18 protein-coding genes are annotated in these 17140 nt (G+C 64.7%); 6 read left to right on the top strand and 12 right to left on the bottom strand.

Annotation, left to right across the window (positions count from 1 at the left end; all coding sequences use genetic code 11):
* Position 1 precedes the first annotated feature (1 nt).
* Together radA and QP324_RS03160 are read right to left on the bottom strand one after the other, a co-directional pair.
* On the bottom strand, positions 2-1372 hold the full coding sequence (gene radA / locus QP324_RS03165) for a DNA repair protein RadA (RefSeq protein WP_284787331.1): 1371 nt from the start codon (positions 1370-1372) through the stop codon (positions 2-4).
* Between the two features lie 73 nt (positions 1373-1445).
* Entirely contained in the window at positions 1446-2033 is a 588-nt protein-coding gene (locus QP324_RS03160) for a hypothetical protein (protein ID WP_284814424.1), read from the bottom strand.
* Between the two features lie 192 nt (positions 2034-2225).
* On the opposite strand from QP324_RS03160, the gene QP324_RS03155 reads away from it, so the two are divergent.
* The 5 genes from QP324_RS03155 to rlmB are packed head-to-tail and all read left to right on the top strand — an operon-like array spanning position 2226 to position 6409.
* On the top strand, positions 2226-2810 hold the full coding sequence (locus QP324_RS03155) for a CarD family transcriptional regulator (RefSeq protein ID WP_005325718.1): 585 nt from the start codon (positions 2226-2228) through the stop codon (positions 2808-2810).
* Complete coding sequence (ispD, locus tag QP324_RS03150) at positions 2782-3531, top strand: 2-C-methyl-D-erythritol 4-phosphate cytidylyltransferase (RefSeq protein ID WP_284814423.1); 750 nt, start codon at positions 2782-2784, stop codon at positions 3529-3531. The genes QP324_RS03155 and ispD overlap by 29 nt, the downstream gene beginning before the upstream one ends.
* The gene (gene ispF, locus QP324_RS03145; protein ID WP_284814421.1) at positions 3524-4006 is read left to right on the top strand and encodes a 2-C-methyl-D-erythritol 2,4-cyclodiphosphate synthase; all 483 of its coding nucleotides are present in this window, start codon (positions 3524-3526) and stop codon (positions 4004-4006) included. The genes ispD and ispF overlap by 8 nt, the downstream gene beginning before the upstream one ends.
* A gap of 44 nt (positions 4007-4050) precedes the next feature.
* Positions 4051-5439: a cysteine--tRNA ligase gene (gene cysS, locus QP324_RS03140; protein ID WP_284814418.1), complete on the top strand. Its 1389-nt coding sequence runs from the start codon at positions 4051-4053 to the stop codon at positions 5437-5439.
* Between the two features lie 22 nt (positions 5440-5461).
* Positions 5462-6409 (top strand): 23S rRNA (guanosine(2251)-2'-O)-methyltransferase RlmB, encoded by a 948-nt coding sequence (gene rlmB / locus QP324_RS03135; RefSeq protein WP_049377351.1) that lies wholly within the window; start codon positions 5462-5464, stop codon positions 6407-6409.
* Between the two features lie 15 nt (positions 6410-6424).
* Here rlmB and QP324_RS03130 read toward each other — a convergent pair whose 3' ends face one another.
* The 5 genes from QP324_RS03130 to QP324_RS03110 all read right to left on the bottom strand — a co-directional run bounded on the left by QP324_RS03130 (position 6425) and on the right by QP324_RS03110 (position 10905).
* On the bottom strand, positions 6425-7435 hold the full coding sequence (locus tag QP324_RS03130; RefSeq protein ID WP_284814416.1) for an HNH endonuclease signature motif containing protein: 1011 nt from the start codon (positions 7433-7435) through the stop codon (positions 6425-6427).
* 63 nt (positions 7436-7498) lie between these two features.
* Positions 7499-8335: a PHB depolymerase family esterase gene (locus QP324_RS03125; RefSeq protein WP_284814415.1), complete on the bottom strand. Its 837-nt coding sequence runs from the start codon at positions 8333-8335 to the stop codon at positions 7499-7501.
* A gap of 11 nt (positions 8336-8346) precedes the next feature.
* Positions 8347-9261, bottom strand: coding sequence for a metal ABC transporter permease (locus QP324_RS03120; RefSeq protein ID WP_284814413.1), 915 nt, complete (start codon positions 9259-9261; stop codon positions 8347-8349).
* Positions 9239-9940 (bottom strand): metal ABC transporter ATP-binding protein, encoded by a 702-nt coding sequence (locus tag QP324_RS03115; RefSeq protein ID WP_284766994.1) that lies wholly within the window; start codon positions 9938-9940, stop codon positions 9239-9241. The genes QP324_RS03120 and QP324_RS03115 overlap by 23 nt, the downstream gene beginning before the upstream one ends.
* Complete coding sequence (locus QP324_RS03110; protein ID WP_239278215.1) at positions 9940-10905, bottom strand: metal ABC transporter solute-binding protein, Zn/Mn family; 966 nt, start codon at positions 10903-10905, stop codon at positions 9940-9942. Before QP324_RS03110 ends, QP324_RS03115 begins: the two co-directional genes overlap by 1 nt.
* Before the next feature lie 80 nt (positions 10906-10985).
* Between QP324_RS03110 and QP324_RS03105 the strand changes: the two genes are divergently transcribed.
* Positions 10986-12083 (top strand): LacI family DNA-binding transcriptional regulator, encoded by a 1098-nt coding sequence (locus QP324_RS03105; protein WP_284814410.1) that lies wholly within the window; start codon positions 10986-10988, stop codon positions 12081-12083.
* Here the strand turns inward: QP324_RS03105 and otsB are convergent.
* From otsB to QP324_RS03080, 5 genes are all read right to left on the bottom strand, one after another.
* Positions 12080-12862 (bottom strand): trehalose-phosphatase, encoded by a 783-nt coding sequence (gene otsB / locus QP324_RS03100; RefSeq protein ID WP_284814408.1) that lies wholly within the window; start codon positions 12860-12862, stop codon positions 12080-12082. The genes QP324_RS03105 and otsB overlap by 4 nt on opposite strands.
* An 18-nt stretch (positions 12863-12880) precedes the next feature.
* Entirely contained in the window at positions 12881-13402 is a 522-nt protein-coding gene (locus tag QP324_RS03095; RefSeq protein WP_284814406.1) for an META domain-containing protein, read from the bottom strand.
* On the bottom strand, positions 13399-14841 hold the full coding sequence (locus QP324_RS03090) for a trehalose-6-phosphate synthase (protein WP_284814404.1): 1443 nt from the start codon (positions 14839-14841) through the stop codon (positions 13399-13401). The genes QP324_RS03095 and QP324_RS03090 overlap by 4 nt, the downstream gene beginning before the upstream one ends.
* A 14-nt stretch (positions 14842-14855) precedes the next feature.
* Positions 14856-15227 (bottom strand): hypothetical protein, encoded by a 372-nt coding sequence (locus QP324_RS03085; RefSeq protein WP_005325749.1) that lies wholly within the window; start codon positions 15225-15227, stop codon positions 14856-14858.
* Positions 15228-15313: 86 nt separating this feature from the next.
* The gene (locus QP324_RS03080) at positions 15314-17050 is read right to left on the bottom strand and encodes a threonine/serine exporter ThrE family protein (protein WP_284814401.1); all 1737 of its coding nucleotides are present in this window, start codon (positions 17048-17050) and stop codon (positions 15314-15316) included.
* Positions 17051-17140: the final 90 nt, after the last annotated feature.

Genomic DNA, 17140 nt, shown 5'->3' with positions numbered 1-17140 from the left:
GCTATCCCGACACTGCGGCGATGGCCTGCCCCAGCGTCCCGGCCTGGTGCACGCGCATGCCCTCTACCGGCTCGATATCTCCGCGCGGGACAATCGCGTGCTTGTAGCCCAGCCGTGCGGCCTCCATCAAGCGCCGCTCCACATTGGGCACCGGCCGCAACTCGCCGGCCAGGCCCACCTCGCCGATGACCACCGTCTTGGCCGGCAGCGGCTGCTCGTGCAGCGAGGACCACGTTGCCAGCGCCACCGCTAAATCCGTGGCGGTTTCTGTAATCCGCATGCCACCCACCGTGGCGACATAAGCATCCTTATCGTTGGTGCGTTGGCCCGCTCGCGCCTGTAGCACCGCAAGCACCATCGGCACGCGGTTGGAATCTAGCCCGGTCACTACGCGCCGCGGGTTCTTCGCTACTGGGTCCACCGTCAGCGCCTGCACCTCCGCGAGGATCGGCCGCACGCCGTCCATCGCGACCGTTACGGCCGAGCCATCCGGCGTCGTGCCGCGGTGCGAGAGAAACAGCCCGGAAGGGTCTGCGACTTCCCGAATGCCGCCGGCCGTCTGCTCGAAACAGCCCACCTCGTCGGTGGCGCCAAAGCGATTCTTGATGCCGCGCAGCATACGCAGGCTGGATTGGCGGTCGCCCTCGAAGTTTAAGACGACGTCGACAAGATGCTCCAGCACGCGCGGGCCGGCCACGTTGCCGTCTTTGGTCACGTGGCCGACCAGCAGCACCGGAATGCCGGTGGACTTCGCCAGCGAAGTCAGCGCGGCCGTCACCGCGCGCGATTGCGCCACGCCGCCCGATACGCCCTCCACGCCCACGGCGTGCATGGTCTGCACCGAATCGACGATAATGAGGCTCGGCTTAAGCTTATCCACGTGCCCAAAGACCGCATCCAAGTTGGACTCGGCCGCCAAGTACAGCGATTCCTGCAGCGCCCCGGTGCGTTCGGCGCGGGAGCGGACCTGGCCGGCGGATTCCTCGGCCGTCGCATAGAGCACGGTGCGGCCGAGCTGGGCCCACCGCGAGGCTACTTCCAGCAGCAGCGTGGATTTGCCCACGCCGGGCTCGCCGGCCATAAGCACCACCGAACCCGGCACGATGCCGGTTCCAAGCACGCGGTCGAGCTCACCGATGCCGGTGCGCACCGTCTTTGTCGCCTGCGCCCCAATCTTGGTAATCGGCTGCGCCGGGCTGGACGGCGCTACGCCCTTGCTTGCCGACGCCCCCGCAGCCCCCGGCCCGGCCACCACCGGCGCCCGTTCCTCCAATGTGCCCCAGGACCCGCAGTCGGGGCAGCGCCCGAGCCACTTCGGCGAGACGTAGCCGCATTCGGAACATGTGTGGATAGGGCGAGATTTCTTGGCCATGGCTTCTAGCCTAAAACACATAAACGCCCCCGGCCCGAAACGGGCTGGAGGCGAGACTTTTGGGCGGTGGGGCTTAGTTCTTTGGAGCCTCGGAGGAGTAGCCCTCGGGGGACTCGACGTCGCGGTCGAACTCGCCGGACTGCATCTGGGTGGCGGCGATAGTGGCGTCCACGTCGATGGAACCGTTGGAGAACTCGAAGGTGACTGGGCGGCTGCCGGCGTAGCCGAAGTCATCGTTCTTCAGCGTAGTGGCGATGTACTGGACGGTCTCGGAATCCTGCTGGGTGGTGGCGTCCAGGTTCTTCTGGGAATCCGCGATGATGGACTGGTCGCGGTGCAGCGGCTGAGCCTTGTCCATCTCTACGCGCTGGCCATCGACCTTGACGGACTCCAGGGAGATGACATCGGTATCGTAGCCCTGGTTTACGGCGGTGAACTTCAGAGCAGCGGTGCCGTCCGGTTCTACCAAGATGGTGACATCGCGAACCGCAACCTTGTTGTCTTCCGTGCTTGCAGAAGCGCCATCGACCGCAGCCACCTTGTCGGCGGTCTGGGTGACCTGGCCCGCCGAGCAAGAAGCCAGCGCCAGAGCGGAGACGGCGGTAACGGAAATAATGGCACCGCGGCGGGCGGCGGACTTCAGGGACTGCACGTTGAGCATCCTCCATCAATTGCGATCACAGGGCTTATCAACGCTTTAGCCTAGTCCCTTTCGCATTAAAGTACACAGTTTGTCCCAAACCGGGCGGGTAGACCGTGGGGGTATACGGGGGTATCCGCAGGCGGGGCGGCCGTGCGTGATAAAATGGCGGCCTTAGTCAACCGGGATAAATCGGGAACACAAGGAGTGGCAATGGAGTATAAGGTCGGCGAGGTCGTCGTCTACCCGCACCACGGTGCGGCCGTCATCGAGGATATCGAGACCCGCGAGATGGGCGGCGAGACGCTGGAATACCTGGTGCTGCACATCAACCAGTCCGACCTAGTTGTCCGCGTGCCCATCAAGAATGCCGATAACGTCGGCGTGCGCGACGTTGTGGGCAAGGAAGGCCTGGAAAAGGTCTTTTCCGTGCTGCGTGACGAGGACGTTGAAGAGGCCGGCAACTGGTCCCGCCGTTATAAGGCTAACCAGGAGCGCTTGGCCTCCGGCGATATCAATAAGGTCGCCGAGGTCGTTCGCGACCTGTGGCGTCGCGACCAGGACCGCGGCCTTTCGGCCGGCGAGAAGCGCATGCTGGGCAAGGCCCGCACCATCCTGGTGGGCGAGCTCGCGCTGGCCAAGCCGGTCGATGAGAAGAAGGCCGACACCATGATGGAAGAGATCGATGCCACCATCGAGCGCCACCGCGCGGCCGGATTGGTAGACGATAAGTCCATCACCACCGATATCGACAACGACATCGATCTCGATGACCTCTCCTTCGACGACGAAGACTAAACCGCGCGTCATCGCGCTCATCGCGGCCGCCGGCCGGGGCACCCGCCTCGGTGCTGAGGTGCCGAAGGCTTATGTCGAGCTGCGCGGGCGCACCCTCCTGGAGCGCTCCGTGCGCGCGCTGCTGGCCTCCGGCGTGGTGGACGAGGTCATTGTGCTGGTCAGCCCAGATATGGAGCCCGAAGCAGCCCGGATTATCGGCCGCATCGACACCGCAGGCGCTCAAGACACCACCAACGCCGCGCCCATCCGCCTCGTGCACGGCGGCAGCGAGCGCGCCGATTCCGTGTGGGCCGGCCTGCAAGCAATTCCCGACGACGACGCCGTGGTACTCATCCACGATGCGGCCCGGGCGCTGACTCCGCCGGCGATGGTGCGGGGCGTCGCTAAGCGTGTGCTCGAAGGCGCCCCCGCGGCCGTGCCCGTGGTTCCCGTGGCCGATACCATCAAGGAAGTCGCGGCCGACGCCGTGGTGAGCACTCCCGACCGCTCCCGCCTGCGCGCCGTGCAAACTCCGCAGGCCTTCCGCCTGCCTGCGCTGCGCCAGGCCAACCTCGATTATTGGGCCGAGCAGCCCGAATTCACCGCCACGGATGACGCCAGCCTCATGGAATGGCACGGCGAGCGCGTGGCGACCGCGCCGGGCGACACCCTGGCGTTCAAAATCACCACGCCCATCGATCTCACCCTGGCCCACGCCCTGACCGAGGAGACCCATGACTAACCCGATTATCCCGCGCGTTGGCATCGCCACCGACGCCCACCAGATCGAGGCCGGCAAGGACTGCTGGATCGCCGGCCTGCTCTTCGAGGGCGTGGATGGCTGCGAGGGCCACTCCGACGGGGACGTGGTAGCGCACGCGCTTGTCGACGCCCTCTTATCCGCCTCCCACCTCGGCGACCTCGGCTCCTTCGTGGGCGTCGGCAGGCCCGAATACGACGGCGTATCCGGAGCGAAACTGCTGCGCGAATGCCGCGAACTCCTCGAATCCGAAGGATTTATCATCGGCAATGCCGCCGCCCAGCTCATCGGCCAGACCCCCAAGATGGGCCCGCGCCGCGAAGAGGCCGAAGCGGTACTGAGCGAAATACTTGGTGCCCCCGTGTCCGTCTCTGCCACCACGACGGACCATATGGGCTTTACCGGCCGGAAGGAGGGACGCGCGGCGGTTGCCACGGCCGTCGTCTGGCGCGCCTAGCCCACCACACTAACCCCGCGCACGCGTCAATTAGACTGGGTGGCGTGAGTACTTTGCGCATTTATGACACAGCCACCCGCAGCCAACGCGATTTCGAGCCGATTCGCCCCGGCCACGCCTCGATTTATCTGTGCGGCGCCACCCCGCAGGCGCAGCCGCACATTGGGCACTTGCGCTCCGGCGTCGCCTTCGACATCCTGCGCCGCTGGCTGCTCGCCCAAGGCTATGACGTAGCCCTGGTGCGCAACGTCACCGATATTGATGACAAGATCCTCACCAAGGCGGCCGAGAATAATCGCCCCTGGTGGGAGTGGGTGTCCACCTATGAGCGCGAGTTCACTAAGGCCTATAACACCTTGGGCGTCATCCCGCCTTCGGTAGAGCCGCGCGCGACCGGCTTTGTCACCCAGATGGTCGACTATATGCAGCGGCTTATCGACGCCGGCTTTGCCTACCCCGCCGACGGCTCCGTCTACTTCGACGTCGCCGCCTGGACCAAGGCCGAAGGCTCCGATTACGGTTCGCTGTCCGGCAACAAGGTAGAGGAAATGGAGCAGGGCGAAGGCGAGGATTCCGCCAAGCGCGGCGCACAGGACTTTGCCCTGTGGAAGGCCGCGAAGCCGGGCGAGCCCAGCTGGCCTACCCCGTGGGGCGACGGCCGCCCTGGCTGGCACCTAGAGTGCTCGGCCATGTCCACCTATTACCTGGGCTCTAATTTCGATATCCACTGCGGTGGCCTAGACCTGCAGTTCCCGCACCACGAGAATGAAATAGCGCAGTCGCATGCGGCCGGCGATAAGTTCGCCAACTACTGGATGCACAACCACTGGGTCACGATGTCGGGCGAGAAGATGTCGAAGTCGCTGGGCAACGTGCTGTCCATCCCGAATATGCTGGAGCTGGTGCGCCCGGTGGAGCTGCGCTACTACTTGGGCTCGGCACACTACCGTTCCGTGCTGGAGTATTCCGAGGCCGCGCTGACCGAGGCCGCCGCTGGCTACCGCCGCATTGAGGACTTCCTCGGCCACTTCGACGATCTGGAGCTTGGCGAGTGGACGCAGGGCTTTGAAGACGCGATGAATGATGACATCGCGGTGCCCAAGGCTTTGGCGGAAATCCACACCACCGTCCGCGCTGGCAATAAGGCGCTCGCGGCCGGCGATGAGGCCGAGGCGCGCAGGCTGGCTGGCCAGGTCCGCGCGATGGCGCACGTACTTGGCTTTGACCCGCTGGAGTGGGAAGATGGAGCGCAAGCTAGCGGGGCGGATGCCGCGCTGGATGCGCTGGTACAAGCTGAGCTGGAGCGGCGCACCCAGGCGCGTGCGGACAAGGACTTCGCTACTGCCGACGCCGTCCGTGACCGCCTTGCGGCCGCCGGCATCACCATCACCGATACCCCAGACGGCCCGACCTGGTCGCTGGCGCAGCGTTAAGCACTCCGAAAGGACATAAATTATGGCACGTACCCACGGCCGAGGTGGCGCGGGAATCCGCAAGACCAATAAGAAGGGCGCAACCAAAGGCTCCGGCGGCCAGCGCCGCAAGGGCTTGGCTGGTAAGGGGCCGACGCCCAAGGCAGAGGACCGCATCTACCACGCCAAGCACAAGGCCAAGCTGGAGCGCGAGCGCCGCAACTCGGGTCGCCACCAGAAGGAGACCGCCGAGATGGTCGTGGGCCGCAACCCGGTCATCGAGTGCCTGCACGCCAAGGTGCCGGCCACCACGCTCTACATCGTGGCCGGTACCCGCAACGACAAGCGACTGTCCGAGGCCGTGGCCATGTGCAATACCCGCAATATCCCCATCATCGAGGTGCAACGCCACGAGATGGACCGCATGACCGGTAACGGCATGCACCAAGGCATCGGGCTGCAGATTCCGCCGTATAAGTACGCCGACGTCGACGAGCTCATCGCTCGTGCGGCCGAGAACGCACGCCCAGGTATGTTCGTCATCCTGGATAACATCACCGACCCGCGCAACCTCGGCGCGGTCATCCGCTCCGTGGCGGCTTTCGGCGGCGACGGCGTCATCATTCCTGAGCGCCGTTCTGCGTCCGTAACCGCCGTGGCGTGGCGTACCTCGGCCGGCACGGCGGCGCGCCTGCCGGTTGCCCGCGCGACGAATATCACCCGCACCGTGCAGCAATTCCAAAAGAGCGGTTACCAGGTCGTCGGCCTGGATGCCGGCGGCGAACACACGCTGGATACCTATAACGGCGCGACAGATCCCGTAGTCATCGTCATCGGCTCCGAGGGCAAGGGTATTTCCCGCTTGGTGCGCGAAAACTGCGACGTCATCATGTCCATCCCGATGACGGACTGGGTCGAGTCCCTCAATGCTTCCGTCGCGGCCGGTTCCGTGCTCTCCGAATTCGCACGCCAGCGCCGCGCGGCCCAGTAACCTCCAGCGAGGTTTCTAGCCGCTTTCTGCCCAGGGTGGAAGCCACTTAATGGTTCCATTCACCCTGGCCAGACGGCCGCGCAGCGGCGGGGCGTTGGGATCATCGTCGTTGACGCCGTTGTGATACGGGCAGACGATGGTGAGATTTTCGGGGTTCGTTTCACCGCCGTGGCGCCACGCGGTGAGGTGGTGGACTTGGCATTCATCGGCGGGGTAATTGCACTGCGGCCACGGGCAGGTGGGGTTTTCCGCAGCGGCCATGGTCCGCTGCTTGGGGGAGGCGAGCCGCTCGGTGCGGTAGAGATTTACCGGGCCTTTAACGGGGTGGATCAGAGTCACATAGCCGTGCGCGGTAAATGCGCGGCGCACTAGGTCCGCGCCGGTCATCCGGGCACCATTGGTGAGCTGCAGGGTGATGTCATCGCCCGCGGTGTCGACGACGCGGTCGAGTTCGTCCAAGCGCAGCACCACAGTGGTGGTCACGGTCGCGGGGGAGGCCGCGGCGGAGCCTTGAAAAATCTTGCGCACCGAATCGAGTGGGGCGTCCTTATCGAGCGCGGCGTGCATATCCGCGATGTCCGCAGACTTGCCGGTAATCGTCATGGTCCACGGCCCATCGGCGCGGCGGTAGAGCTTGACACCGGGCTTGCGCTGCGGCGGGCCTTTAATCTCGCGCACGCGCTTGCGCCCCTGCTTATCGACGTCCGACGCATCCCCCTTCATCCCACACAGCTCCCGCCGCAGCGCCCAGGCCTGGCGCTTATTCTTCAGCTTGGTGGCGTGGCGCTCGATGGCCAACAGCGCGGTGAGGCTGTGCTCGTTGGTGCGCGCCGCTGCGATGGATTCGCGCTGGAGCCGGCTAAACGCGGTGGGGCCGAAATAGGTATCGGCGAGGGTGAGAAGGCGGGCGGCGGTGGTGTCGGGGCAGCCGGCGTCGATAAGCGCGCGCTTAGTAAGGCCATCGCAGTCGGCGATGATGTCCATGCCGGCGGCCAGGCCTGTCAAGAATTTTTGTAGCGCGTTCACGGCTCCACACGTTAAGTGCGGGTGCAAGTCGGCGCGCGGTGAGTTGGGTGTGGGTGTGGATAACTAGGCCTGGGCGTCGTCGAGGCCGAAGAACTCGCGGACCTTATCCACAGCGCGGAAGGAATCCGTATTTGGGCCTATGCGTGGGTCGGTTTTCATGCTAGAGGGAATCACGTGGCCGAGGCCTTTCATGGTCCACAGCTCGACGGGGAAATCGCCGTCGTATGCGGTGGCGGTGACATCCGTGGTGGGGTGGTAGTCGCGGGGTGGCTGACAGCCATTGGCCAGCGCGAAGTGCTCGGCGGTGGCCGGCGCGGAAAGCACACGGCCGCGGGTGCGCTCGGCATCCAGTCCGGCGACCCCGCCCTCATAAGGCGCGTACGGGTCGGCGGTGCCGTGGAAAAACAGCAGTGGCGTAGGCCTGTAATCGGCCGGGTTGCTGGGCGCGTGGTTGTCGCCCTCGCCCAGGGTGGAAGCGAAAATGCAGGCGCGGGTGAGGCTAAAGGGGGCGTCGAAAAGCAGGCGGAGCACCATCTGCCCGCCGTTGGAGTAGCCGCAGGCAAAGGTGCGGTCGGTGCCGAATTCGCGCCGCATCTCTTCGACGAGGAAGGCAGTAAAGGCAACGTCGTCCACGTTCTCCGCGCGGGCGGTGACGGGTAGGATGCTGCGGCAATCGTTGAAATGGCGGTCGACGCCGTCGGGGTAGACGAGGACGGTATTGGTGGCGTCGACAAGCTCGTCGAAGGTGCCGTTAGTAAAGCGGCGCATCACGCTGCCGGACTGCAGCGAGCCGTGGAAGAAGAGCAAGAGGTCCGGGCGCGGGCCGGGGTTATCCGGCGCGATGACGAGGAAACGGCGGGTGCGGCCATCCACATCCGCGGTGCGGCGGTGTACGTGCATAGCCGTCCAGTCTAGTCGGCGTGGTGCTCCTCGGCGGTGCTGTGGCAGTCGGCGTGGAAGCGGTGAGCGGCGACCTCGTCGCGCACCGCTTTTTTATTGCGTTGCCAGCCAATGAGGCGACACACCAGGTAAATGACAAAAGAAATGGTGGTAACGAAAACCGAGACCGGAAGGCCGGGCGCGAGCGACAGTACAAAGCCGCCCACGGCCGAGACCTCGGCGAAGATGGTGGCCCACATGACCGCGCGCAGGGGCGAGGAAGTAATCTGCACGGCCGCCGCACCCGGGGTAATGAGTAGCGCCATGACGAGCAGCGAGCCGACAATTTGTACCGACTGCGCGGCCGCCAAGCCTACGAGTACGGCGAAGGCGACGGAAATGAAGCGGGTGGGTACGCCGGCTGCCTGGGCCATGACCGGGTCGGCCGAGGCGAAGAGCATCGGCCGCCACAGGATGGCTACGGCGGCGAGGATGACCACGGTGGTCGCGGCCAAGAGCCATACCGAGGCCGAAGACACACCGACGATCTGGCCGGTCAGCAACGTCATCGCGGTATTCGCGTTGCCGGGGTAGAGGTGTAAAAACAGCACCGAGAGGCCGAGGCCAAAGCTCATGACCACGCCAATGGCGCTGTCTTGTTGGCCTTTGAAGCCCAGCACGGCGAGGATGATGGCGGCCACGATGGCGCCGGCCACCGCGCCGAAGCCGAGGTTGAGGCCGAAGAGCAGCGCGGCCGAGGCACCCATGAGCGCAAGCTCGGAGGTGGCGTGGACGGAAAAGGACATCTGGCGCAGCACGATGAGCGAGGTCATCACGCCGGACAGGATGCCCAGCAGCGCGGAGGCGATGAGCGAGGACTGCACAAAGTCCACGCTGAGCAGGTACTGGGTGTCCTCTACAAAGCTAGACAACGATAAGCCTCCCATCGACGTTTAAGACGTTGACCTTGGAACCGTAGAGCTCGGAAAGGACATCGGAGCGCATGACCTCATCCACGGTGCCGAAAGTATGGCCGCCAGGGGCGAGGTAGAGCACCTTATCGGTCACGCCGAGCACCGGGTTGATGCCATGGGTGACAAACATGATGGAGGTACCGCGCTCGCGGCGCAGCGCATCCAGTTTGTCCACGGTGGCCTGCTGGCGCGCCGGGTCGAGTGAGAGCAGCGGCTCGTCGGCGAGGATGAGCTCGGGGTCATTGGCCAGCGCTTGGGCTTGGCGGATGAGCTGCTGCTGGCCGCCGGAAAGCTGGCCGACGCGGCGGTCGCGCAGGCCGGTGGCACCGACCTCGGCGAGGAGCTCGTCGACGCGATGGCGGGGTGGGCGGCGGCGTCGGAAAGCGCCGTGGGCGAGCGAGAGCGAGACTAAATCGCGGGCGCGCAGTGGCAGGTCGGCCGGGAACATGCGTTGCTGCGGGATGAAGCCGACGCGGCAGTTAACGTCGACGGTGCCGGCCGTGAGCTTGCGGGTTCCCAAGATGGTGCCGAGCAGGGTGGATTTGCCCACGCCATTGGGGCCCAAAACGGCGATAAACTCGCCGCGGTCAACGGCGAGGTTAAGGCTGGACCACAGCGGGGCAACCGCTGCGTCATGAAACTGGATGAGCACTAGAGCTGCCCCAGGGAATCGGTGACCTCGTCATAGTAGGTCCAGAATTCTTTGCCATCCGGTGGGGTCTCGCCGATTTCGACGATAGAGACGTCCGCATCCTCCGCGGCGGACTTGATGCGGCCGGCGGTATCGGTTTCGGTCTGTGGGTTAAAGATAAGCAGGTCTACCTTGTCCTCCTTGATCGCCTTGGTGAAGGCAGCGAGGTCGGCCGCGGTGGGCTCGCCCTCAGAAATAGTGGCCTTGCGGTAGCCCTCTGGGGTGACATCCTTGCCGGAGGTGTACTTCATGATGTAGTCCGCAATCGGCTCGGTCTGCGCGTAGGAGAGATCGCCCGGCAGTTCCTTGAGCTTGTCGCGCAGGCGGTCGACGTGGGAATCCACGCGCTCGGTGCTGGCGTTGGCATCGGTATTGAGTTCGTTGATCTGGTCAGCGATATTTCCTGCGACCTCGTCGAGCGCGGCCGGGTCGTACCAAATGTGCTCGTTGCCCTCGATATTGGTGACCTTCTTCGGGTGCTTCTTGGCGGTGGCCTTGGCGGCGTCGATGGTCATGACATTGGGTTCATCGGCCAGTTTGCCGTGATCGGTGAGCGGCAGGGCGGAGATGATGTTGTCCTGGTCGGAGACGGCCTGGTAAATCCAGGAATCGTAGCCGCCGCCGTTGACCACGAGCAGGTCCGCGTCCTCGGCCTTGGCGATATCGGCCGCGGAAGGCTCGAAGTGGTGCGGGTCAACGCCGTTGCCCTCGACGATGGGCTTGACCTCGATGTCCACGCCGGAGGCGGTATCGGCCACGGCTTGGGCGACGTCGGCCCAGATGGAGGTGGACGCGACGATGGAAATCTTCTTCTGGGCGCCCGGCTCGGCGGCCGAGTCCTCGGTGTCGGAGGAGCAGGCGGTGGCGGTCAGCAGGAGGCCACCGGCCGCGAGGAGGGCTGCGGATGCGCGAAGTGAGGTATGCATAGCTTCCAGTGTGCGTTTGATGGGAACCATTGTCAATTGAATATGTATTGAAAACACGGCCGCGGGGTATGCTTGCGGCCATGGTGAAACGCAGCCCCACCCGCAAGACACTAGCCTCGCTGGCCGCCGAACTGGGTGTTTCGCGCACGACGGTATCCAATGCTTATAGTCGGCCGGACCAGCTTTCGGCCGCAACGCGCGAGCGCATCCTGGCGGCGGCGAAGGCGCGGGGGTATCCCGGTCCGGACCCTACAGCCCGCAGCCTGCGCACTCGCCGCGCGGGCTCGGTGGGCGTGCTGCTGACCGAGCACTTGTCCTATGCCTTCGAGGACATGGCCTCGGTGGATTTCCTGGCCGGCATGGCAGAAGCCTCGGCCGGCGCGCAGACTACGCTCACCCTCATCCCGGCCGGCCCGGAGGGCGAGGCGGAGGCCGCCAGCTTGGTGGGCGCGGCCGCGGTGGATGGCTTTGTGGTCTACTCCGTGGCGGCCGGGGATGCCTACCTCGAGGCGGCGCGCGGCCGTGGGCTGCCGGTGGTGGTCTGCGATCAGCCGACGGATTCGGGCCTGCCGTTCGTGGGCATCGATGATCGCGCGGCGATTGCTCCGGCCGCCCGCGCGCTGGTGGAAGCCGGCCACCGCAAGATCGGCGTGCTGGCGATTCGCCTCAAGCGCGAGCGCCACGATGGCCCCATTTCGTGGGGTGAGCTGCAGGGCGCCGATATGCACGTGCAGCGCGCCCGGGTCATGGGTGCCATGGACGTCTTTGCGCAGGCGGGCATCGCGCCCGAGACCGTGCCCGTGGTTACTCAACACATCAACGATGCGCACACCACGCGGGCGGCCGCGCAGTTGCTTCTCGACGCCCACCCTGACCTCACCGCCGTCCTGTGCACCACCGACTCCATGGCGCTGGGCGTGATGACCTATGCGCGCGAGCGGGGCATCGACGTCCCCGGTGAGTTATCCGTTACCGGCTTCGACGGCATTGATGCGGCGCAGCGCCTTGGCTTGACGACGATCGTCCAACCCAATAAGGCCAAGGGCGCGGCCGCCGGCCACATGCTCGCCAAACTCATCGCGGGCGCAGAGGAATCGGGCGCGGGCGAAACTGCGGTGCTACGGCGCGTGCTGCAGACCAGCTTCGCGGCCGGGCGGACGGTGGCGCCGCCGCGCTAGGCAGCGCCGCCGTTGTTGGGGCGGCTGACATGGGCCGCGCGGGCGGCGGCGAGTTCGGTGAGGAAGTGGGCGACGGCGTCGACGTCGGCAAGCTGCACTACGGCCGCGGTCTCGCCCTCGCCGACCTTGACGCCAACGTCTGGCGGCTGGTGCAGGGCGCGGAAACCGTCCTCATCGGTGACGTCATCGCCCAAGAAGACCACGGCGGTGGCTCCGGTGCGCTCGCGCAGGTTTTCAATCCACGTGCCCTTCGTGGCCTGGGTGGCGGAGAACTCCACCACGGACTTGCCGGCCGTGCGCGGGAAGCCGCCCGGATCGAGTGCGAGGGCGGCTTCGTAGGCTTGGGCGGCAGCTTCTGGGTCGGAATCCTCGAGCGCGCGCAGGTGCAGAACGCGCTGGAAGGGCTTGACCTCGATATCCGCGCCGGGGAAGCGCTCCATGATCGCGCGGATCTCAGCTTCCTTGGTGGCGAGGTGCTCGCGCATCGCGGGGGTCAGTTTCGTTTCCTCCCATGAGGACTCGGCGCCGTGGGAGCCGCCGAAGAGCACGGGCTCGCGCAGCGGGCATACGCGCTGGAGGCCTTCGAGGTGGCGGCCGGAGAGCACGGCCGCGGTGGTGTGTGGCAGGTGGGCCAGTTTATCCAGGGCGCGCAGTGATTCCTGGTTCATTTCGACCTCATAGATGGCCGTGGCGAAGGGGGAGAGTGTGCCGTCGAAATCCGAGACCACCGCGAGGTGCTCGGCGGCGGCAAGGGCCTTGATGGCAGTTGAAAGCGTCATGGCCTCCAGCCTACGCAACTAACCGCCGAGGGAAACCAATTTGATAGACGGCGAGTCCACCTCATCGGTGACCATTTCCAAGACCAGTTGATTATTGGAATTGACGGTGTAGTGGAAATCGTGGTCCGCGGAAATCAGGTTGCGCAGCAGGTTATCGGCCCACACGGACGCGCCGTGGCAATCCTCGGCGGTCTCGTCAAACTCCACCTCATCAAAGTGAAGACGGTTGCCTTCGCGGATGTTTTGGCGCTCATCATCGGCGGAATAGGTCACCTTGCCCACCATTTGGGCGCACCCGGTGGTGCCCACCATTGTGGACTGGCCAAAGCTCAACGTGGGTGCCTGCGGGATGGATTCCGGGATGGTGGAGGCGGCATCCGGGGTGGTGTTGATGGAGACTACCTGCCACTGCTTATCCAGGATCTGCTCATCGCCGGGGGCTTGGGGCTCCTCGTCGCCGGAGCTACAGCCGGCCAGTAATGCGGCGGCACAGGTCGCGGCAATAGGCGCTGCGGCCAGGCGGGTAAGGCGAGACATCATGCGCCCGCCTCCTGTTCTTCGACCTGGCGCAGGCAGCCCAGGAAGGACTGGGACCATAGCTGCACGTCGTGCTCAGTGACCTGCTGGTGCATGGTGAGCATGCGCTGGGTCATTGCCGAGGGGGCGTCGTCAAGCGCCTTGAGCGCATTGAGCAAGGCGGCCTTGACGGACTCGATATCGAAAGGATTGCACAGGTAGGCCTGGCTGAGCTCATCGGCCGCGCCGGCGAACTCGGAGAGTACCAGCGCGCCCGAGCCATCGTCGTGGCAGGCGACGTATTCCTTGGCCACCAGGTTCATGCCGTCCTTGAAGGGGGTGACCAGCATGACATCGGCCATGCGGTAGTAGCAGCGCAGGAGGCTCTTGGCCACGCCTCGGTGCTGGTAGTGCACCACCGGGTGGCCCACGCGGGCAAAGCGGCCGTTAATGCGGCCGACGGCTTCTTCCACCTTGGAGCGAGTGGTCTTGTAATGGTCGAGACGCTCGCGCGACGGCGTGGCTAGCTGCACCAGCGTTACCTCTTCCGGATCGAGTACGCCGGTGTCCAGCAGCTCCTCGAAGGCGGTCAGCCGCTGCAGGATGCCTTTGGTGTAATCGAGCCGGTCCACGCCCAAAATAATGCGCTGGGGTGAGCCCAGCTCTTCGCGCAGCTTGGCGACGTCCCCCTTCTCCTCCCCAGTGAATGAGGCAAAGTCCTTCGCGGCGATGGAAATGGGGAAGGCGCCCACGCCAATGGTGCGCCCCTGTGGCAGGCGAATATGTGCGGTGACCTCGCGGGTACTAGCCTCGCCTTCCACGTCGAGGCCCTGGCGGCGGGCAAGCTCCAAGAAGTTTCGGGCATTGGCCTCCAAGTGGAAGCCGATGAGATCCGCGCCAAGTAGCCCGCGCACGAGCTCCTCGCGCCAGGGCAGCTGGCGGAAGAGATCGGCAGAAGGGAAAGGGATGTGCAGGAAGAATCCGATGGTGAGATCCGGGCGCTTCTGGCGCAGGATGCCAGGCAAAAGCTGCAGCTGGTAGTCCTGTACCCATACGGTGGCGCCCTCGGCGGCGACCTCGTCTACCTCATCTGCAAAACGCAGGTTGACCTCGCGATAGGCGTGCCACCAATCGCGGTCATAGGTAGGGGTGACGATGAGATCGTGGTAGAGCGGCCACAGGGTGGCATTAGAAAAACCCTCATAAAAGCCCTCGAAATCGGACTCGGTGAGCTTGACTGGGTGCAGCAGCACGCCGGTATCGGTGCGGAAGGGCTCCGGTGCGGCATCGGCCACACCGGGCCAGCCCACCCAGCAGCCCTGGTGCGATTCGAGGACTGGAGACAAAGCGGTGACCAGACCGCCCGGCGAGGGCGTCCAGGCATGGCTGCCATCAGGCTGGGTTTCCAGATCTACCGGCAGGCGGTTGGCCACCACCACGAAGTCATTGCCATGCTCACTCATGGTGCAAGAATAACTTAAGACTTCTTCGTGGACTTCTTCGTTGCCTTCTTGGAGGCCTTCTTCGTCGCCTTTTTGGTGGCCTTCTTTGTAGCCTTCTTGGTCGACTTCTTCGTCGATTTCTTGGTGGACTTCTTAGTCGACTTCTTCGTGGACTTCTTGCTGGATTTCTTGGTCGACTTCTTTGGAGCGGCATCGGCCTGCTCCGCCAGCACCTTCTTGTGTACCAGGCCCTTTGGCTCCACGCCCAGCATGGACATCAGGGTCACGCCGTCGAGGAAGTCCTGCGCATAGGTGGCCACGATGCGGCGGGCTGCGCGGGAGGTCTCCTCCTCAAGGGCGTGATTCTGGTCAGCCTGTGGGTGGGTGTCTTGGACCTTGGGTGGCACGACGTGTCCTCCTGAACGTTGTGGAAACTACTTAAGCGCTTGCAAGAAAAGCTATCAGAGCAAATATTGTACGCTACCGGCGGCGTTTAAGGCCTCTCGGGTCCGGATTTGGTGCCTGGCTGCTCCGGTTTCTGGGATTGAAACGTTTCGGTTCCGGGCACGGTATAGGTGGTCTTCTCGCGCTGCTGCGGCTGCGCCGGCCACTGGGAATCCTCCGGCCACAGGTCTGCGGCTGAGCGGGTGTGCGGCGCATGGCTTTGGGCCTCGTGGCGCGGGTGCTGCTGCGGTGGTTTCGGCCCGAGCTTTGGTGGTAGCTCCGGGCGATTGACGCGCGGGGCAAACGGGGACATCGGCACGCGCGGGATGCGCGGGGCCTTGCGGGCCAAGTGCGTGGCCTTATGGAAGGAGAAGCGGCCGATGCGCTTAAAGGCGGAGTAAGGGCGGAAATACTGCGGGCGACGCAGGCGGCGGGCCACGCGTTCACCCAATACCACGCCGGCGGCCAGTGCACCGGAGATGGCCAGCGCCGTTGCGATATTGGTAAAGCCGGTAATCATCTGCTCATTGAGCGAGGCGTACATGCCGCGGTAGAGCATGAGGCCGGGCAGCATCGGCGTATAGCCCACGATCATGGTGATAAGCGGCGGGATTCCCCAGCGGCGCGACATCAAACCGCCGGCCAGGCCGACGACCACGGCGGAAAGACCAGAGGCAATCACCGGGCCGACGCCGAAGGGCACCACCACGAAGTAATAGAAAATCATGCCGGCCGCGGCCGTAAGGCCAGACATGGTGACCTCAATCCAGGCCGCACCGCAGGCCAGCGCAAAGGCGGCAGAACCCGTGCCGCCAAGCAGCACTAGCAGTGGAATTTCGTGGTAGACCGGTGGGGCCAGCGTGGCCAGCGGCGGCAGGTTAAATCCCAGGGAATCGGCCAGCTGGATGCCCACACCGACGCCAGCGATGATGGCGCCGGTAGACAGCAGGGCCTCGAAGAATCTGGCGGAAGAGGTGACGGGGGCGCGCGTGATGCCGTCGACAAGCGATTGCACCAACGTCAGCCCCGCCACCAGCACGATGATGCCGGAGGCAATGATCTGCGCGGGCGAGAAATTAATGCCGAAGGAGGCCGCGACATTGTACAAAATGGCGGCCGGGAAGACGGCGAAAAAGCCGCCGACCACATTCTGATAGAAGGGCGGCAGGCGGTATTTAGCCAACCAGGCGTTCAGGCCCATGATGAACGCGGAGACCACAAACGCCACCACGCCGACGAGCAGGTCGCCACCAAGCATCATGGAAATCAGGCCACCCATCGCGCCCCAGCCGAGCATGACCGTGGACGGCTTATAGGGCGCTGGCATGCGGTCGATCTCGTCTAGGCGCTGCTCCGCCATGGCCGGCGGCATCTGGCCGGAATGGATGGAGCGAATGAGCTTATCGACGGCCGCGAGCTTGGAAAAATCCACGCCAATGCTCGGCACTACGCGGAAGACGTGCAGGTTCTTGCGCTGCTCGCCGGTGCCAATGGTGGTGTGGATGGTGATGGTATTCATCAAGATGTCCACGTGGCAGTAATGCAAACCATACGACGACGCTGCCAGGTGCACCTGGGCGCGCGCATCCGAGTTGGCGGTGCCGGCTCCGATCAGGATTTCACCAATGCGGGCGGCGATCTCCATGACACCGGTGACTTGGGCGGCATCATGGAGATTGACCGGGGCGAGTGGTGATGGCGGCGGTGCGGCTTTAGCCGCGTCGATGATGGCTACCTGGCCTGAGGAAGCGCGCAGGCGCTCCCGCATAGCGGACAAAAATGACACGGAAATAACCCTCGAAAAAGCGCTGGGAATGTGGGAAAGATTCTGCCTGAACTTTAGTCCCTGCACCCTGTCAATGCATAGATGGGGGAC

It is taken from the genome of Corynebacterium sp. UMB0012 (assembly GCF_030216265.1).
Lineage (GTDB): Bacteria > Actinomycetota > Actinomycetes > Mycobacteriales > Mycobacteriaceae > Corynebacterium.
Note: the sequence above shows the minus strand (reverse complement) of the source record. Positions and strands in the feature narration are given on the sequence as shown.

Bases quoted from the DNA above. Each gene is read 5' to 3' on its own strand.
- radA (WP_284787331.1), bottom strand. From the start codon at position 1,372: ATGGCCAAGAAATCTCGCCCTATCCACACATGTTCCGAATGCGGCTAC.
- QP324_RS03160 (WP_284814424.1), bottom strand. From the start codon at position 2,033: ATGCTCAACGTGCAGTCCCTGAAGTCCGCCGCCCGCCGCGGTGCCATT.
- QP324_RS03155 (WP_005325718.1), top strand. From the start codon at position 2,226: ATGGAGTATAAGGTCGGCGAGGTCGTCGTCTACCCGCACCACGGTGCG.
- ispD (WP_284814423.1), top strand. From the start codon at position 2,782: ATGACCTCTCCTTCGACGACGAAGACTAAACCGCGCGTCATCGCGCTC.
- ispF (WP_284814421.1), top strand. From the start codon at position 3,524: ATGACTAACCCGATTATCCCGCGCGTTGGCATCGCCACCGACGCCCAC.
- rlmB (WP_049377351.1), top strand. From the start codon at position 5,462: ATGGCACGTACCCACGGCCGAGGTGGCGCGGGAATCCGCAAGACCAAT.
- QP324_RS03125 (WP_284814415.1), bottom strand. From the start codon at position 8,335: ATGCACGTACACCGCCGCACCGCGGATGTGGATGGCCGCACCCGCCGT.
- QP324_RS03120 (WP_284814413.1), bottom strand. From the start codon at position 9,261: ATGGGAGGCTTATCGTTGTCTAGCTTTGTAGAGGACACCCAGTACCTG.
- QP324_RS03110 (WP_239278215.1), bottom strand. From the start codon at position 10,905: ATGCATACCTCACTTCGCGCATCCGCAGCCCTCCTCGCGGCCGGTGGC.
- QP324_RS03105 (WP_284814410.1), top strand. From the start codon at position 10,986: ATGGTGAAACGCAGCCCCACCCGCAAGACACTAGCCTCGCTGGCCGCC.
- otsB (WP_284814408.1), bottom strand. From the start codon at position 12,862: ATGACGCTTTCAACTGCCATCAAGGCCCTTGCCGCCGCCGAGCACCTC.
- QP324_RS03095 (WP_284814406.1), bottom strand. From the start codon at position 13,402: ATGATGTCTCGCCTTACCCGCCTGGCCGCAGCGCCTATTGCCGCGACC.
- QP324_RS03090 (WP_284814404.1), bottom strand. From the start codon at position 14,841: ATGAGTGAGCATGGCAATGACTTCGTGGTGGTGGCCAACCGCCTGCCG.